A 17,320-nucleotide genomic window follows, 5' to 3' on the forward strand; every position below is an offset into this window, starting at 1 on the left:
TCCCGGCTGAAGCCGGTCCCACTAATTGACCGCATACATCTTGTAGGACCGGCTTTAGCCGGGAAGGCGCCGGTCGACATATCGCCAAGCCTCCATAATTTTCCAGCGCGTTGAAAACCCTCCAGAACCCACGGAACGAAAGGCCTTCGCCGTCCGTCCTACCCTCGCCCGACGCACTGCCACGCCAGTGTGGATTAGTCTCTGGCCGACTTTTCGTGTTTTAATTGAACGTTCAATCAAGTTAAAACGGTGGTTCGCTGCCCGCTGATCTCAGGAGGCCTACCTTTGCCGCATACACGTTGCATGATCGATCCCATCGCCCGCGCGGCGGTATTCCGATGAATAATTCAAGCACCCCCAACAGCACGCCCGTTCGCATGAACGGCCCTGTTTTCTACTTCGCTGCCAGCTTCATTCTGATCTTCGGACTCGTGGTGATCGGCTTCCCGGAAGCATCCGGAGCCTGGCTGCTCGCCGCACAGAACTGGGCCGCCAACACCGTTGGCTGGTACTACATGCTGGCGATGACGCTGTATCTGCTGTTCGTTGTGATTACCGCGATGTCCGGCTACGGCAAGATCAAGCTCGGTGCCGACCACGACGAACCCGAATTCAGTTACCTGTCCTGGGCCGGCATGCTGTTCGCCGCCGGGATCAGCATTACGCTGTTTTTCTTCTGCGTGTCCGAGCCCCTGACCCACATGCTGCAGCCGCCGCAAGGCGAGGGCGGGACAACCCAATCTGCGCGCCAGGCCATGCAGCTGCTGTTTTTGCATTGGGGCCTGCACGGTTGGGGCGTGTTCGCCTTCGTTGGCATGGCGCTGGCCTATTTTGCGTACCGGCATAACCTGCCGCTGGCATTGCGCTCAGCGCTGTACCCGTTGATCGGCAAGCGCATCAACGGCCCGATTGGGTACGCAGTTGACGGTTTCGGCATCATCGCCACAATTTTCGGCCTCGGCGCTGACATGGGGTTTGGTGTACTGCACCTGAATTCCGGGTTGGACTACCTGTTTAACGTGCCGCACACCCAATGGATTCAAGTGGGCTTGATCACCCTGATGATGGGCGCCGCGATCCTTGTGGCCATCGCCGGCGTCGACAAAGGCGTGCGTGTGATGTCCGACATCAACATGCTGTTGGCCTGCGCGCTGTTGCTGTTCGTGTTGTTTGCCGGACCCACGCAACACCTGCTGAACACGCTGGTACAGAACATTGGCGATTATCTGGGCGCGTTGCCGGTCAAGAGCTTCGACGTGTACGCGTACGACGGGCCGAGCGACTGGCTGGGCGGCTGGACCGTGTTCTATTGGGCCTGGTGGATTGCCTGGTCGCCCTTCGTTGGACTGTTCATTGCGCGTATCTCCCGTGGTCGCACCATTCGTGAATTCGTTTTCGGCGTGCTGTTGATCCCGCTGGGCTTCACCCTGGCCTGGATGTCGATCTTCGGTAACAGCGCCATCGACCTGGTGCTGAACCATGGCATGGCCGCGTTGGGCCAGTCGGCTATCGAAGACCCTTCGATGACGCTTTACCTGATGCTGCAGACCTACCCATGGAGCCGGACGGTCATTGCCGTGACAGTGTTCATCAGCTTCGTGTTCTTCGTGACCTCGGCCGACTCCGGCACCGTGGTGCTGTCGACGCTTTCGGCCAAAGGCGGCAGCCCTGACGAAGACGGCCCGAAATGGCTGCGCGTGTTCTGGGGCGTGATGACCGCGCTGATCACCAGCGGTTTGCTGTTCTCGGGCAGCATTGATGCGCTGAAGTCGGCGGTGGTGCTGACCTCGTTGCCGTTCTCGCTGATTCTGCTGTTGATGATGTGGGGGCTGCACAAGGCGTTTTATATGGAGTCTCAGCGCAAGATCGCCCAGCTGTATTCGCTGGCACCGGTCTCCGGATCCCGGCGTGGGGGCTGGCGTCAGCGTTTGACCCAAGCCGTGGCGTTCCCGTCGCGTGATGAGGTCTACCGCTTCCTTGACCAGACCGTGCGCCCGGCGATTGAAGAAGTGACCGCCGTATTCGTCGAGAAGGGCCTGACGGTCGTGAGTCAGCCGGATCCGGCCAATCACACGGTGGGGCTGGAAATCGGCCACGGTGAAGAGCGTCCGTTCGTGTACCAGGCGACAATGCGTGGTTACTTCACGCCGTCCTTTGCACGTGGCGGGATGGGCTCCAAACAACTGAATAACCGCCGCTACTACCGCGCCGAAGTGCACCTGAGCGAGGGCAGTCAGGATTACGACCTGGTGGGCTACACCAAGGAACAGGTCATCAACGACATCCTTGACCAGTACGAGCGGCACATGCAGTTCTTGCATCTGGTGCGTTGAGGCTGTCGTTTAAAAGAGATCGCCCGCCGCCCTGAACACCGGCGGCAGCGCTGTAAAAGCAGTTCATGCAGGAGTGAGCTTGCTCGCGAAGGCGTCGTACCAGCCGCTGGATACTTAGCGGTTGTACGCGCTGCTCCGCGAGCAATGTGCAGCACCCCTTTTCTCACAGACTGTTCATCCGCGATGCTTCTTACGCCAGGCCGCCGTTGGCCCGCAGCACCTGACCATTCACCCAGCCCGAATCCGGCCCGGCCAGAAAGGACACGACGCTGGCAATATCCTCCGGCTGCCCCAGTCGCTGTAACGGCGGCATGTTGGCGAAGTGCTGGATCTGCTCCTCGCTCTTGCCCTGCAGGAACAGTTCAGTTGCCACCGGCCCCGGCGCGACCGCATTCACCGTGATATTGCGTCCGCGCAGCTCTTTGGCGAACACATGGGTGAACGCCTCGACAGCCGCTTTGGTCGCGTTGTAAATCGCGTAACCCGGCAGGTTCAGCGCCAGGGCTGTGGTCGAAAAATTGATGATCCGGCCGCCGTCATTCATCCGCGATCCGGCTTCGCGCAGCGTGTTGAAGGTGCCTCGGGTATTAATGTTGAACGCCTGATCGAACTGCTCATCGCTCGTCTCTGCCAATGGCAGCGCCTTCATGACGCCGGCGTTATTGACCAACACATCGATTTTGCCCAACTGCTTTTCCGTCTGCTCGAACAGGCCACGAACATCGTCAGCCTTGGCAATGTCGGCCTTGATGGCGATGGCCTGACCGCCTTCGGCATTGAGCTGCTCAACGAGAGCATCGGCCTCCGCCGCGCTGCTGGCATAGTTCACGACCACCGCGAAACCGTCGTGGCTCAAGCGCCGGGCGATCTGTGCGCCGATGCCACGCGAGGCGCCGGTAATGATGGCTACGGGACGTTGGATGTCTGGAGTGGACTGCGTCATGGTGAGTCTCCGATGTGATTTCAAAGTAAGTGCAGCTTCACATGCGTGCACGCAGCGATAAACGCCCCGAAAACGGCTTCATTGTTCGGATTTAGCGAACAACGATTCAACTTGCCTGCCCGCCGAGCGAAACAGGGGCAGTCGTCCACTCTCTTGAACCCCCTCGACGCATGGAAATCCGAGTAATCTCGCAGGTTCGTTCTGTGACTGACTTCCGTACAAAAAAGAGAGGACCGGATGACTTACATCGCTGCCGAAAACCGTTATGAACGCATTCCCTATCGTCGCGTGGGCCGCAGCGGCCTGGTATTGCCAGCGCTCTCAATGGGTCTGTGGCACAACTTTGGCGACAGCACGGCGATTGATACCCAGCGCGCGATGCTGCGTACGGCCTTCGACCTGGGCATCAACCATTTCGACCTCGCCAACAACTATGGCCCGCCGTACGGCAGTGCCGAAATCAATTTCGGTCGTCTGCTCAAGGAAGACTTCAAGCAGTACCGCGACGAGCTGATCATCTCCAGCAAAGCCGGCTGGGACATGTGGCCGGGTCCTTACGGCCAGGGCGGCGGATCGCGCAAATACGTGCTGGCCAGCCTTGACCAGAGCCTGCAGCGCATGGGCCTGGACTACGTCGATATTTTCTATTCTCACCGTTTTGACCCGGACACCCCGCTGGAAGAAACCGCGAGCGCGCTGGCCACGGCGGTGCAGCAGGGCAAAGCGCTGTACATCGGGATCTCTTCGTATTCGGGCGCCAAGACCCGGGAGATCGCAGGCTTGCTGAGAGAGTGGAAAGTGCCGCTGCTGATTCATCAGCCGGCCTATAACCTGCTCAACCGTTGGGTGGAAAAGGACCTGCTGGACACCACCGAGGAACTCGGCTCGGGCATCATCGCGTTCACGGCGCTGGCCCAAGGGCTGCTTTCGGACAAATACCTGAACGGCATTCCAAAAGATGCACGGGTCAACCGTCCCGGCGGCGGCTCCTTACAGGCGTCGCATTTGTCGGAACAGAACATCGAGCACGTGCGCGCCCTGAACGAGATTGCCAAGCGTCGCGGCCAGAGCCTGGCACAGATGGCGCTGGCCTGGACGCTTCGCGATCCACGTGTCACGTCTGCGCTGATCGGTGCGAGCCGCCCGGAGCAGATCATCGAAAACGTAGGCGCCCTCGACAACCTGGAATTCAGTCAGGAAGAACTGGCTGAGATCGACCGCTTTGCGGTGGAAGGTGGGATCAACCTGTGGGAGAAGCCGTCTTCGGCTGAATGACGCTGGGGCTATGGGAGCCCGCTTGCTGGCGAACTCAAATGTCAGGCGACGTTTCTGTCGTTGACACTGTTCCGTTCGCCAGCAAGCCGGCTCCAATTTTTGGTCTAGCCCATCAATACACGGGGGGCTGAGTCCGTTCAGCCCTCGTCACCCTCGTCGTCATCCCCACCATCGATCTTCATGCCCAACTCTTTGATCTTGCGGGTCAGGGTGTTGCGGCCCCAGCCCAGCAAGACAGCAGCATCGCGACGGCGGCCGGCGGTGTGCTTGAGCGCGGTCTCGATCATGATCCGCTCGAACGTCGGCACGGCACTGTCCAGAAGGCTGGACTGACCACGGGCCAGCGCTTGATCGGCCCACTGGCGCAGCGCCTGTTCCCAGTTGGTCACCGGGGCAGCGTCCTGCGGCAGGCTCAGCAACTCGGGCGGCAAATCGCTGACATGCACTTCGCGGCCCGACGCCATCACAGTGATCCAGCGACAAGTGTTTTCCAGCTGACGGACGTTGCCCGGCCACGGCAGGTGCTTGAGATACTCCTCTGTTTCCGCCTTCAGCAGCTTGGGCTCCACCGCCAGTTCCTGAGCGGCGCGGCTAAGGAAGTGTCGCGCCAGCGTCGGGATGTCCTCGCGACGGTCGGACATCCGAGGGATATGGATGCGGATCACGTTCAGACGGTGGAACAAGTCTTCCCGGAACTTGCCGGCCTGGACCAGCGTTTCGAGGTTCTGGTGCGTCGCGGCGATGATGCGCACGTCGACCTTGACCGGCACATGACCACCGACCCGGTAGAACTCGCCGTCGGCCAGTACCCGCAGTAACCGGGTTTGGGTGTCCGCAGGCATGTCGCCGATTTCATCAAGGAATAAGGTGCCGCCGTCGGCTTGCTCAAAGCGCCCGCGACGCAGGTTCGCCGCGCCGGTGAAGGCGCCTTTTTCGTGGCCGAACAGCTCGGACTCCATCAGGTCTTTCGGAATCGCCGCCATGTTCAGCGCGATGAACGGGGACACCGAACGCGGGCTGTGGCGATGCAGGGCGTGGGCAACGAGTTCTTTACCGGTCCCGGACTCGCCGTTTATCAGCACGGTGATGTTGGAGTGGCTCAAGCGGCCGATGGCGCGAAACACCTCCTGCATGGCCGGCGCTTCGCCAATGATCTCCGGGGTGCGGGTCAGCGCTGGCGGGATGTCCAGGCCTTGCTGTTCCTGAGCGTGCTGGTTGGCGCGCTTGACCAGTGAAACGGCTTCGTCGACGTCGAACGGCTTGGGCAGGTACTCGAACGCACCGCCTTGATAGGACGCCACCGCGCTGTCCAGGTCCGAGTGCGCGGTCATGATGATGACCGGCAGGCGCGGATGCTGTTCCCGAATGCGCGCCAGCAAATCCAGGCCGCTGGCGCCGGGCATGCGGATATCGGAAATGATCACGTCAGGCTGCTGGCGGGCCAGGCGGCTCATCACGCCATCAGCGCTGTCGAAGCTTTGCGTGGTCATGCCCTCTTGCTGCAGGGCTTTCTCCAGTACCCAGCGGATGGAACGGTCGTCATCGACGATCCAGACAGTTTCACTACGGCTCATGTCGACGCTGCTCCTTGTTCCAGCGGCAGAAAGATCGAGAATGTCGTATGGCCAGGATGGCTATCACACTCGATCAGCCCCTGGTGCTGACTGATGATGTTCTGAGTAATGGCAAGGCCCAGCCCGGTGCCATCCGGGCGGCCGCTGACCATGGGGTAAAAAATGGTTTCTTGCAGCTCCGGCGGTATGCCGGGGCCGTTGTCGATGATTTCGATCTTGCTTACCAGACGATGGCGCACGTGGCCAATCGTGAATTGGCGCATGGCGCGGGTGCGCAAGCTAATGCGGCCCAGACGCAACTCGTTCTGGCTGCTGATGGCCTGCATGGCGTTGCGCACGATGTTGAGCACTGCCTGAATCATCTGCTCGCGGTCGATCAGCACGTCAGGGATGCTCGGATCGTAGTCTCGCACGATCGTGATGCACCCCTGGCTCTCGGCTTCGACCAGGCTGCACACGCGCTCAAGCACCTCATGCACGTTGGTCATGGCCAGCAGCGGCAGCTTGTTCGAGCCGAGCATGCGATCGACCAGGTTTCGCAGGCGATCGGCTTCTTCGATGATGACGTTGGTGTAGTCCTTGAGACTTTCCTCCGGCAGCTCGCGCGCCAGCAACTGGGCGGCACCGCGAATCCCGCCAAGAGGGTTCTTGATTTCATGGGCCAGGCCGCGCACCAGCATCTTGGTGGTCTCCTGCTTGGACAACTGAGCCTCTTCCTTGGTGATCCGCAGCAGGCGGTCACGGGGATGGACTTCCAGCAGCAGCATGGTCTCGGCCTGGGAAAGAATCGGCGTGACGGCGTAATCGACCGTCAGCGTCTGTCCGGTCAGCGCGGTGAGCATGGCTTCACGTTTCGTGAAAGGGTGCGCTTGCTCAACTGCCTGACGCAGCGAACTGAGCGCTTCGGCCGATTCGGTGAACAGCTCGCTGATGAATTGTCCGTGGCTGCGCTGACCGCTAATGGCCAGCAGCATCTCAGCAGCAGGATTCATGTACTCAAGGCGCAGGTCCGAGTTGAGCAGAATCGTGGCAGTGGTCAGGTTGTCGAGTAACAACCGATGCAACGCATCGCTGATAGTCATGAATCCGATGACCTCTTTTGGCTCGATGCACGGCGGCTGGGCCGCTCGTGCAGGCTCTGATTGGTCTTGCCAGCGTATGGAAACCGCTGACACGTGTGATGTGCTCGCGCATCCATTACAAAATGCAAAAACCAAACCAAGGCTCCGAAAAGAAGCGCGGATTGAGGAATTACGAGCGTTTTTCGAACGACAGGCCCGGCGGCAGTGCACGAGTTAACGAATCTTGAACCAAAATGGGCTTTTCATCCGAGAACATGTTCAGGATTCGCACCATTATGGAGCGTAGCGGGTCGAGAGAAGATGGGCGAGGTTTAACGAAAAAACGAAAAGAACCCAGAATCTTCCTCTGGCTTGTCTTTCAAGGCACATTCGGGGCGCACCCCGTAATCGTCAGTTTTGCAGGGTTGCGCAAGCCGCTTCTGGGTCAGCGATATGCGGATCAGGTGGAAGGGCTGATTGGGGGTTCGCTCAACCACTCGCCCGTATTGATCGACGATCTCCACAGAGAGTTGATGAGTCCCGCGGTCGATGTTCGTCAGCGGGAAAACCGGGCTGCGCGTTGGCTCGCCATAGGGTTTGCTGTCGAGTAGCAATCGGTACAAGTGACCTGGTTGAAGCTCCGGATCATTGCTGACGGTGACGTTCAGATTGCCTTGGATATCACGGATCGTACTATCGGGTTCCGGCGCAAGAATGCGCAGCAACTCATAATGAAAAATGGGTTTTTGTGCAGGCTTTGGCCGGGAGGTCCGACTGGGCGTGTTGGTGGGCTGCACGACACGGTTGGTCGGTGCGATGTCGACCTTTTTCGCGTTACGGTGAGGTTGGTCTGTGAACACCCTGTTGCCGTCCGCATCCACATAGGTATAAACCTCGGCCAAGACGGTCTGGCTTAGGCAGAGCAGCAGGCACAGGGCAATGGCTGACCGGCAACGGTATTTAAGGTCGGCCGGCATGGACTCGCTGCACTGTCAGGTTGACCGTTTCGCTTTGCTGGATCGAACGCTGGTTTTCCACCACCTGAACCGAAAAGCTGTGTTCGCCACGATCAAGCTCCATGACCTGCAGTCGGGGAATATTGGTAGGTTGCCCGTAAGGTGTGCCATCCACGATCAACTGCAGCAAATGTCCAGGCTGCAAACGAGGTTCTATCGCCACGCCAACGGTGAATGAACCGTTGTTGGCGCGGAGCGCTTCTTCCTGCGGCAGGTCCTTTAGTGCGAGCACTTGATAGGCGGCAGCGCTCTGCTGGTTCTGGTTCTGGTTCTGGTTCTGAGCTTCGCTCCGCGGCGTTGGAAGCGGCGGTGGCGGGGCAGGCACGACGGTCTCGACACTGTTGAGTGGGGGCAGCTCGACGGCTTCGGCCTTGGTGCCGTTTGGCGGCTGATTGCTGTAGGCCGTATTTCCGGACGCATCGGTGTATTTGTAGATCTGCGCGGCGGCGGGCAGTGCTAACACCAGCAGCAGAAGGGCGAGACATTGACGCATGAACACTCCAGTGCAGCGATCAAGACAACCAACAATGACGCTGTGCTAAATGCATGGCGCAGCACGGATCAGCATAGAGGAATACTGATCATGGGTGTCACTTGAGAAGTGGCCCTGCTCCAGTCCTCAGTGGGTGGTTGAAGTTTGGCAGAGGTCGCCTGCCGCCCGTTGCAGCGCCGTCACGATGACGGGATCGCCTGCCTGCCGCTGGATTTCAGACTGCACCCAGCCTGAGCACCCTGCATCGCTGCGATAAGGCTGAAACGCCGAATAGCTCTGCATCAATACCGGCAGCAGCGTGTCCAGCCGACCCCGGATGCCTTCGGTCAAATTGAGGTCAGGCTTTTCGGGCGATTGGCCGGTCTCGCGCCACTGCTCGAGGCGCGCGTATTGCACCATCTTGTTGGCCTCCATCTGGGCCGTCATGAAGTCGCGTACCTCGCCGCCGGTCAGCTTGAATTCACCCGCCCGTGACTCAGCGTTCTGGATCACCTGGCGCTCACGCTCACTGTCCTGCACCGGCTTGCCGCTGTGCCACTTGCTGCGCGCTACATCATTGGCGATCTCCAGCCTTAACTCCATGGCCGCCACGAGTGGCTGAAGTTGGGCGGGGGGCTTCTGGGCGGGAGCAGCCTGAAGGCCGGTCGATAGCAGGCCGCAGGTAAAGGCAGCGAATTGGAGCTGTTTCAGCATTGTTATGTCCTCGCATATGACCGAGCGATCACTATCCAACATTTGGCTCTAGAAGATCAGAAAGACAAGATTGCCGGAAGCGTCGTCCTGATCTGCGGTACATATTTATAGCGAGGAGCAATGCGTGGCTGTAACAAAAAAGGCCTCCCGAAGGAGGCCTCTTGTTCACGCGGCCTTCGCCGGCGCGACTGGATCAGCAGCTGTAGTACAGCTCGTATTCCAGCGGGTGTACGAAGGTGCGCACTTTGATTTCTTCTTCGGATTTCAAAGCGATGTAAGCGTCGATGAAGTCGTCGCTGAACACGCCGCCTTTGGTCAGGAACGCACGACCTTTGTCCAGCTCTTCCAGCGCTTCTTTCAGGCTACCGCAAACTTGTGGGATCTCTTTAGCCTCTTCAGGCGGCAGGTCATACAGGTTTTTATCGGCAGCATCGCCAGGGTGGATCTTGTTCTGGATGCCGTCCAGGCCAGCCATCAACAGTGCGGCGAACGCCAGGTACGGGTTGGCAGCCGGGTCTGGGAAACGTGCTTCGATACGACGGCCTTTAGGGCTGTTGACGTAAGGAATACGGATCGAAGCCGAACGGTTGCGTGCCGAGTAAGCCAGCATGACCGGTGCTTCGAAACCTGGAACCAGACGCTTGTACGAGTTGGTTGCCGGGTTGGTGAAGCCGTTCAGCGCCTTACCGTGCTTGATGATGCCGCCGATGAAGTACAGCGCGGTGTCGGACAGACCGGCATAACCTTCGCCTGCGAAGGTGTTCTTGCCATCTTTGGAGATGGACATGTGAACGTGCATACCCGAGCCGTTATCGCCGTACAGAGGCTTAGGCATGAAGGTAGCCGTGCGGCCGTAAGCGTCGGCAACGTTGTGGACCACGTATTTCAGGGTCTGAACTTCGTCTGCCTTCTTGACCAGCGTGTTGAATTTCACGCCGATTTCGTTCTGGCCAGCCGTTGCCACTTCGTGGTGGTGAACTTCGACGACCTGGCCCATTTCTTCCAGGGCGTTGCACATTGCGGTGCGGATTTCGTGGTCGTGGTCGAACGGTGGAACCGGGAAGTAGCCGCCTTTGATGCCTGGACGGTGGCCCTTGTTGCCGCCTTCGATGTCAGCGTCGGACATCCACGAACCTTGTTCGGAGTAGATCTTGAACATGGAGCCAGAGATGTCGGACTTGAATTTCACTTCGTCGAAGATGAAGAATTCTGGCTCCGGGCCTGCGAACACAGTGTCACCGATACCGGTCGACTTGAGGTATTCCTCGGCGCGGTGAGCGATGGCGCGTGGATCGCGATCGTAGCCCTGCATGGTCGACGGTTCAATGATGTCGCATACCAGAATCAGGGTAGGCTCTTCGGTGAACGGATCGAGGACTGCGGTTTCGTCGTCCGGCAGCAGGATCATGTCGGAGGCTTCGATGCCTTTCCAGCCCGAGATGGAGGAGCCGTCGAACATTTTGCCGACTTCGAAGAAGTCGTCTTCCAGCGCATCGCGGGCCGGCATGGTCACGTGGTGCTGAGTGCCTTTGGTGTCCGTGAAGCGCAGATCAATCCACTTAACGTCATGATCTTTGATGAGTTGAACCGACTTCGACATGCTGTCCTCCGGGGTGGATTAGGGCCTGAGTAGTGGTTGGCCCTTTAATTTTGGTGATGCCGGGCAAGATACTCGACCAAGGCAACCTGCCTCACAAGGGAGCAATTTGCATGCCAGTGCCCTGTGTTGGGATTTCCGCCGGAATCGCTGCCTTAAAGCGCGTTAAACGTCGCAAATTCGAAAACCAACGCACCGTAATGGTGCTAAGTAATTGTATACAGGGCTTTTTTGGTGCGCTGATGATTGGCTGTACGATAACTGGTTAAACCTTGAGCAATTTCCGCTATAATCCGCGCCCCCCTTTTTCGACCGGGACCTAGCGCGCTGTTTTCATGAAATTAATCGTCAAAGTCTTCCCAGAAATCACTATCAAAAGCCGGCCTGTGCGCAAGCGCTTCATCAAACAGCTGGCCAAGAACATCCGCACGGTGCTCCGCGATCTGGACCCAGCGTTGGTGGTGGACGGCGTGTGGGACAACCTTGAGGTCGAAACCAGGGTCGAAGACGCCAAAGTCCTGCACGAGATGACCGAGCGCCTGAGCTGCATGCCCGGCATCACGCATTTTCTGCAGGTGGATCAATATCCGCTGGGTGACATGGACGACATCTATGAGAAGTGCAAACTGCACTTCGGCGATGCGATCCCCGGCAAGATATTCTCGGTACGCTGCAAGCGGGCAGGTCATCACGACTTCAGTTCCATGGACGTCGAGAAGTACGTTGGAAGCAAGCTGCGTCGTGAATGCAACGCTGCGGGCATTTCGCTCAAGGCCCCGGAAATCGAAGTCCGAATCGAAATCCGCGATCAGCGCCTGTTCGTGATCCACAGCCAGCACAATGGCATTGGCGGTTATCCGCTGGGTTCGCTTGAACAGACCCTGATCCTGATGTCGGGTGGTTTTGACTCAACCGTGGCGGCCTACCAGATCATGCGTCGCGGTCTGATGAGCCATTTCTGCTTCTTTAATCTGGGCGGACGTGCCCATGAGCTGGGCGTAATGGAAGTCGCGCACTTCATCTGGAAGAAGTACGGCAGCTCCCAGCGCGTGCTGTTCGTCAGCGTACCGTTCGAGGAAGTTCTGGGAGAAATTCTCGGAAAAGTCGATAACAGTCATATGGGCGTAGTATTGAAGCGTATGATGTTGCGCGCTGCGACCCACATTGCCGACCAGCTGGAAATCGACGCGCTGGTCACCGGCGAAGCGATTTCCCAAGTGTCCAGCCAGACACTGCCCAATTTGTCGGTCATTGATTGCGTGACGGAGAAGCTGGTCCTGCGACCGCTGATCGCCAGTCACAAGCAGGACATCATCGACTTGGCCGACCAGATCGGCACTGGCGATTTTGCCCGGCACATGCCGGAATATTGCGGCGTGATATCGGTGAATCCGAAGACCGCCGCCAAGCGCAGTCGGGTCGAACACGAAGAAAAAGCGTTCGACATGGCCGTGCTTGAGCGTGCGCTTGAAAACGCTCGTATGGTACCGATCGATCGTGTGATCGAGGAGTTGGGCCAGGACGTTCAGGTTGAAGAAGTCAGTCAGGCACTGGCCGGGCAAGTGGTCATCGACATCCGTCACCCGGATGAAGCTGAAGACAGCCCGCTGGATCTGGCTGGCGTTGAAGTGCAAACGCTGCCGTTCTTTGCATTGAACAGCCGTTTCAAGGAACTGGATGACACGCGCCAGTACCTGCTCTATTGCGACAAAGGCGTCATGAGTCGCCTGCATGCTCATCATCTGCTCAGTGAGGGGCATGCCAATGTGCGCGTTTATCGACCGAGCTAAGTGCCCGGGGCTGTTTGCCTGTGGCTTGCGTCACCGGCCCCCCGACACCAGTCGTCAGCCGTAACGGCTTTCGCCGGCTCCACCGTTCATAGTTGCCTTCTCTCAGGCATCTGACCGAATCCTCTGATCGAGATACACAAGTGATCGAAAATCTACGTAACATCGCCATTATTGCTCACGTTGACCACGGTAAAACTACCCTTGTCGACAAGCTTCTGCGTCAGTCCGGCACTCTGGAACGCGGCGAGCTCAACGACGAACGCGTGATGGACTCCAACGACCAGGAAAAAGAACGCGGTATTACCATTCTCGCGAAGAACACCGCGATCAACTGGAATGGCTACCACATCAACATCGTTGACACCCCGGGCCACGCCGACTTCGGTGGTGAAGTAGAGCGCGTGATGTCGATGGTTGACTCCGTTCTGTTGCTGGTCGACGCTCAAGATGGCCCTATGCCGCAAACCCGTTTCGTGACCAAGAAGGCTTTCGAAGCCGGCCTGCGTCCAATCGTGGTCATCAACAAGGTCGACCGTCCAGGCGCACGTCCGGACTGGGTTCTGGACCAGATCTTCGACCTGTTCGACAACCTGGGTGCCACCGAAGAACAGCTGGACTTCAAAGTCGTTTACGCCTCTGCGCTTAACGGTATTGCCGGTCTGGAACACACCGCCATGGCCGAAGACATGACGCCGCTGTACCAGTCGATCGTCGACAACGTACCTGCGCCGAAAGTCGACCGTGATGGTCCGTTCCAGATGCAGATCTCTGCACTGGACTACAACAGCTTCCTGGGCATCATCGGCGTTGGCCGTATTGCCCGTGGCAAGGTCAAGCCGAACACCCAGGTTGTGGCGATCGATGCCAACGGCAAGCGCCGTAACGGCCGTATTCTCAAGCTGATGGGTCACCACGGTCTGCACCGTATAGACGTAGAAGAAGCTGCGGCCGGCGACATCGTCTGCATCAGCGGCTTCGAAGAGCTGTTCATCTCCGACACCCTGTGCGACCCACAGAATGTTGAAGCGATGAAGCCGCTGACCGTCGACGAACCTACCGTTTCCATGACCTTCCAGGTCAACGATTCGCCTTTCTGCGGTCGAGAAGGCAAGTTCGTCACCAGCCGTAATATCAAAGAGCGTCTGGACAAAGAGCTGCTGTACAACGTTGCTCTGCGCGTGGAAGAAGGCGACACCGCTGACAAGTTCAAGGTGTCTGGCCGTGGTGAGCTGCACCTCTCGGTACTGATCGAAACCATGCGTCGCGAAGGCTTCGAAATGGGCGTCGGCCGTCCTGAAGTGATCATCCGCATGGTTGATGGCGTCAAGCACGAACCGTTCGAAAACGTCACCATCGACCTGCCAGAAGAGTCGCAGGGCGCAATCATGGAACAGATCGGTATCCGTAAGGGCGATCTGACCAACATGGTTCCGGATGGCAAGGGCCGTGTTCGCCTTGAGTACAACATCCCGGCACGTGGCCTGATCGGCTTCCGTAACGAGTTCCTGACCCTCACTTCCGGTGCAGGCATCCTGACCTCGATCTTCGACCGTTACGACGTGATGAAGTCGGGTGACATGTCCGGCCGTCAGAACGGTGTTCTGGTTTCGGTTGCGACCGGTAAGGCTCTGACTTACTCACTGGAAACCCTGCAAGCTCGCGGCAAACTGTTCCTGGGTCACGGCGAAGACGTGTACGAAGGTCAGATCGTCGGTATCAACAGCCGCGACAACGACCTGGGCGTCAACCCAACCAAAGGCAAGAAGCTCGACAACATGCGTGCTTCCGGTAAAGACGAAACCATCGCTCTGGTTCCGCCTATCCGCTTCACGCTGGAACAAGCGCTCGAGTTCGTTCAAGAAGACGAGCTGTGCGAAGTGACGCCGAAGTCGATCCGTCTGCGTAAGAAGATCCTTGGCGAAAGCGAGCGTACCCGCGCTGCCAAGAAAAGCGGCAACTGATTAGTTTTAGTCAGCCGTAAAAAAACGCCCCCGACCGCAAGGCCGGGGGCGTTTTTGTTTGTGTGGGGGTTGGTTTAGCCGATTCGGTGCGGTGAGGGCGATGGCGCTCAAACCGGCCTCTTCCCGGCTAAAGCCGGTCCCACTGAGTACGCGCGGTGTCAGTGGGACCGGCTTTAGCCGGGAAGGCGTACGCGAAGCCTAGAGATGCTTTAGAACTTCAACGGCACCCGGCCGGAGTTCGAATTCAGCGTGCCCGTGATTTCGCGCACGACTTCTTTCGGCTTGTACGCGCAATAACCCGGGCGTGGACCGATCTTTGGATGGTTGCGGCAGGTGTCGGGGCGTTTGTCGTAGATGGTGCACAGACGGCTCTTGCGATCCAGATACAGGCAATCATTGTTGCTCATGCGCTGCAGGGTGAAGATTCCGGACTTCTGATTGAAGCGCTCGACGATCCCGTCCTTCTGCAGGCGTTTGGCAATGTTCTTAGGGTTATCGCCCTGTTCGAACTCGTCAACGATGCCAATGCGGATCAGGTCCTTGATCTTCACTTCCACAGGCAGCGTGCAGCAGCTGGAAACACAGCCCCCGCACATATAGCTGGAGTATTTCTGCCAGGTCTCGATACGGTCGAGTTCTGCAGCGGCGATCAAGGTGGGTTTCATAAGCGTGTGCTTCCGGGTGTATCGGGCGCGCGATCATACCGGTCCGCGCGCAATTCCCCTACCGCAAAATAAGGCAAGCGACTGCCGGCGGCCCGCCGGGCTATCATTCCCGTAGCCCATTCAGACGAGCACGGTCTTGGCCAGCGCCTCGACTTGTTCCTGTCGCTCGTTCTGGTTGAGCCTTGCCCCCGGATTCAGCGAAGACCACTGGGGATGCGCCCTCGCTTTGTGAAGCGCATCCGGCAGCTTGCCTTCGCGCCATGTCTTGTCCAGCGGCGCGGTCAGCTTGATGCTTTCCATGGCGGCATGCCCGCGCACTTCCAGCGCGTGCAGCAATTGTCGCTGGCGCAGCGCCAACAGTCGCAGCACCGCATCGTCGACTGTCAGTTCGCGCTGGCCCTTGAGCTTGTCCATCAGCCGCCCACCGTAGCCGCGCGCCGTTTGCAGGGCTCCGCCGGCAATGGCGCCCACCAATGCGGCGGCGCCCAACGTGATGCCGCCGACCAGCAAGTCCACGCCCGCGCCTGCCGCCGCGCCCGCTGCGATGCCGCCGCCGACGCGCACGCCCAGCAGCTTCAAGGTCTCGGGGTTGAACAGATCATCGCCCCAGCGGCCATCCATCAGTGGTAAATCGCTGGCCGAGGCGTCCTCGCGACGAAACGCGTAAAGCTTGAGCAGCGACTCGACGCAACGCTGTTCGCGCTGGCGCACAGACTTGCGCAGATCATCGATAGCGGCCTGTACCTGCCCGGAGTCGGTAGCGACACTTCGGCGACAGGCCGCGCAGTCCAGCAACAGTTCGGAGATCAGCCTGGCCGCGCTTTGCTTGCGGGCGTCACGCTGGGCCTGTTGGTCTGCGATAAGGCGCTCCAGCCGGCCACGTGACGTTTCCAGCAGCAGGGCGAGGCTTTCATACAGACGCTTTTCGCCGTCTTCGGGCGGGGCAACGCTGTCGAAGCGCACCAGCGCATGCAGTCCAAGGCGCGCCAGAGCTTCGCGCCAGTCCGGTTCGCGCTGCTGGGTACTGCTGACGAAATTGAGGACGGGCAGCAACGGTTTGCCGCAGCTGGCCAGCACGGTCAGTTCGTCGCGGTACTTGGCCAACACCGGTTCCCGCGCATCGATCACGTACAGGCCAGCGTCGGAGGCGAGCAACTGACGAAGCACCTTCGCCTCCTGCTCGAAACGCTGGCGCGCCTCGCTGCCCTCAAGAAAGCGCTCAAGCCGCGCCGGGCCGTCGAGCCGTTCACCGGGTCTGTCCAGCCGCTCAAGGTAATCGAGCAGGGCGATGGCGTCTTCCAGGCCCGGCGTGTCGTACAGCTCCAGCAATGCCTCGCCGTCCACCGACAGCCGTGCGCCTTCGACATGGCGCGTGGTGCTGGGGCGATGGGACACTTCGCCGAAACCGACATCGCGGGTGAGCGTGCGCAACAGCGAGGTTTTACCGACGTTGGTGTGGCCGACCACGGCCAGTTTCAGCGGCCGGTTCGCGTCCTTGTCAGTCATGTCCGCTCTCCAGCCAGGTCAGTGGCGCGCTGTCGGTCCAGTTCAGTTCAAGCTGTTGCAGCGCTGTGTGCCAATCCTGCAGACGATCGGCGTCCAGCGCTTGCCCGGTGGGGGCGGGCAGCAGCCAGACCCGTGTCTCTGTGGCGCATCGCCCGAGTTCGGCAATCAACGCCAGGCTGCCGCGATCCGGCGAGCGACGCGGGTCGCAGGCGATGGCAAGTCGCGCGGGCGGATAGCGTGTCAGTTGGTCGAGCAGGGTGCGCCGTGATTCCCGGGAGTCGAGAATGCCGGCGTTGATCACGCTTTCGGGAAGCTCGGGCGGCCACGCATGCTGATTGTCCAGCTCGATGGCGACCACCAGCGCTCCCTGGCTTTCGCTCGCTGCCGCCCCGGTTTCGACGGCATGAAGCTGA

At 59.3% G+C, this 17,320-nt stretch carries 14 protein-coding genes; 4 read left to right on the plus strand and 10 right to left on the minus strand.

Translation table 11 applies throughout. The annotated features are described in order from the left end of the window. The first annotated feature begins 377 nt into the window (after positions 1-377). A complete protein-coding gene (betT, locus tag VF672_RS15085) occupies positions 378-2,333 on the plus strand; it encodes a choline transporter BetT (RefSeq protein WP_331105389.1) in 1,956 nt (651 codons plus the stop codon). 190 nt (positions 2,334-2,523) lie between these two features. On the opposite strand, the gene VF672_RS15090 is transcribed toward betT, so the two are convergent. After that, positions 2,524-3,276 carry an SDR family oxidoreductase gene (locus tag VF672_RS15090; RefSeq protein ID WP_331105377.1) on the minus strand — a complete coding sequence of 251 codons (753 nt, stop codon included), beginning with the start codon at positions 3,274-3,276 and terminating at the stop codon, positions 2,524-2,526. A gap of 237 nt (positions 3,277-3,513) precedes the next feature. Between VF672_RS15090 and mgrA the strand changes: the two genes are divergently transcribed. Then, complete coding sequence (gene mgrA, locus VF672_RS15095; protein WP_331105378.1) at positions 3,514-4,551, plus strand: L-glyceraldehyde 3-phosphate reductase; 1,038 nt, start codon at positions 3,514-3,516, stop codon at positions 4,549-4,551. 137 nt (positions 4,552-4,688) lie between these two features. On the opposite strand, the gene ntrC is transcribed toward mgrA, so the two are convergent. The 6 genes from ntrC to glnA all read right to left on the minus strand — a co-directional run bounded on the left by ntrC (position 4,689) and on the right by glnA (position 10,988). Beyond that, positions 4,689-6,125: a nitrogen regulation protein NR(I) gene (ntrC, locus tag VF672_RS15100; protein WP_331105379.1), complete on the minus strand. Its 1,437-nt coding sequence runs from the start codon at positions 6,123-6,125 to the stop codon at positions 4,689-4,691. Further along, on the minus strand, positions 6,122-7,207 hold the full coding sequence (gene glnL / locus VF672_RS15105; RefSeq protein WP_037018753.1) for a nitrogen regulation protein NR(II): 1,086 nt from the start codon (positions 7,205-7,207) through the stop codon (positions 6,122-6,124). Before glnL ends, ntrC begins: the two co-directional genes overlap by 4 nt. Positions 7,208-7,518: 311 nt before the next feature. Continuing rightward, a complete protein-coding gene (locus tag VF672_RS15110) occupies positions 7,519-8,163 on the minus strand; it encodes a DUF4124 domain-containing protein (protein ID WP_331105380.1) in 645 nt (214 codons plus the stop codon). Beyond that, entirely contained in the window at positions 8,147-8,695 is a 549-nt protein-coding gene (locus tag VF672_RS15115; protein ID WP_331105381.1) for a DUF4124 domain-containing protein, read from the minus strand. The genes VF672_RS15110 and VF672_RS15115 overlap by 17 nt, the downstream gene beginning before the upstream one ends. Positions 8,696-8,821: 126 nt before the next feature. Beyond that, positions 8,822-9,388: a chorismate mutase gene (locus tag VF672_RS15120; protein ID WP_331105382.1), complete on the minus strand. Its 567-nt coding sequence runs from the start codon at positions 9,386-9,388 to the stop codon at positions 8,822-8,824. 193 nt (positions 9,389-9,581) lie between these two features. Next, a complete protein-coding gene (gene glnA / locus VF672_RS15125) occupies positions 9,582-10,988 on the minus strand; it encodes a glutamate--ammonia ligase (protein WP_037018763.1) in 1,407 nt (468 codons plus the stop codon). A gap of 332 nt (positions 10,989-11,320) precedes the next feature. Here glnA and thiI point away from each other — a divergent pair, with 332 nt between their 5' ends. Together thiI and typA are read left to right on the plus strand one after the other, a co-directional pair. Next, positions 11,321-12,775, plus strand: coding sequence for a tRNA uracil 4-sulfurtransferase ThiI (thiI, locus tag VF672_RS15130; protein WP_331105383.1), 1,455 nt, complete (start codon positions 11,321-11,323; stop codon positions 12,773-12,775). A 140-nt stretch (positions 12,776-12,915) separates the two neighbouring features. After that, a complete protein-coding gene (typA, locus tag VF672_RS15135) occupies positions 12,916-14,736 on the plus strand; it encodes a translational GTPase TypA (RefSeq protein WP_331105384.1) in 1,821 nt (606 codons plus the stop codon). Between the two features lie 209 nt (positions 14,737-14,945). On the opposite strand, the gene VF672_RS15140 is transcribed toward typA, so the two are convergent. The 3 genes from VF672_RS15140 to VF672_RS15150 all read right to left on the minus strand — a co-directional run. After that, the gene (locus VF672_RS15140) at positions 14,946-15,401 is read right to left on the minus strand and encodes a YkgJ family cysteine cluster protein (protein ID WP_331105385.1); all 456 of its coding nucleotides are present in this window, start codon (positions 15,399-15,401) and stop codon (positions 14,946-14,948) included. Positions 15,402-15,521: 120 nt separating this feature from the next. Next, positions 15,522-16,907: a GTPase/DUF3482 domain-containing protein gene (locus VF672_RS15145; RefSeq protein ID WP_331105386.1), complete on the minus strand. Its 1,386-nt coding sequence runs from the start codon at positions 16,905-16,907 to the stop codon at positions 15,522-15,524. Further along, positions 16,900-17,320: DUF2868 domain-containing protein (locus tag VF672_RS15150; RefSeq protein ID WP_331105387.1), on the minus strand; the 421-nt coding region annotated here is incomplete at its 5' end. The genes VF672_RS15145 and VF672_RS15150, both read right to left, overlap by 8 nt.

The organism is Pseudomonas sp. (genome assembly GCF_036387035.1).
Taxonomy (GTDB): domain Bacteria; phylum Pseudomonadota; class Gammaproteobacteria; order Pseudomonadales; family Pseudomonadaceae; genus Aquipseudomonas.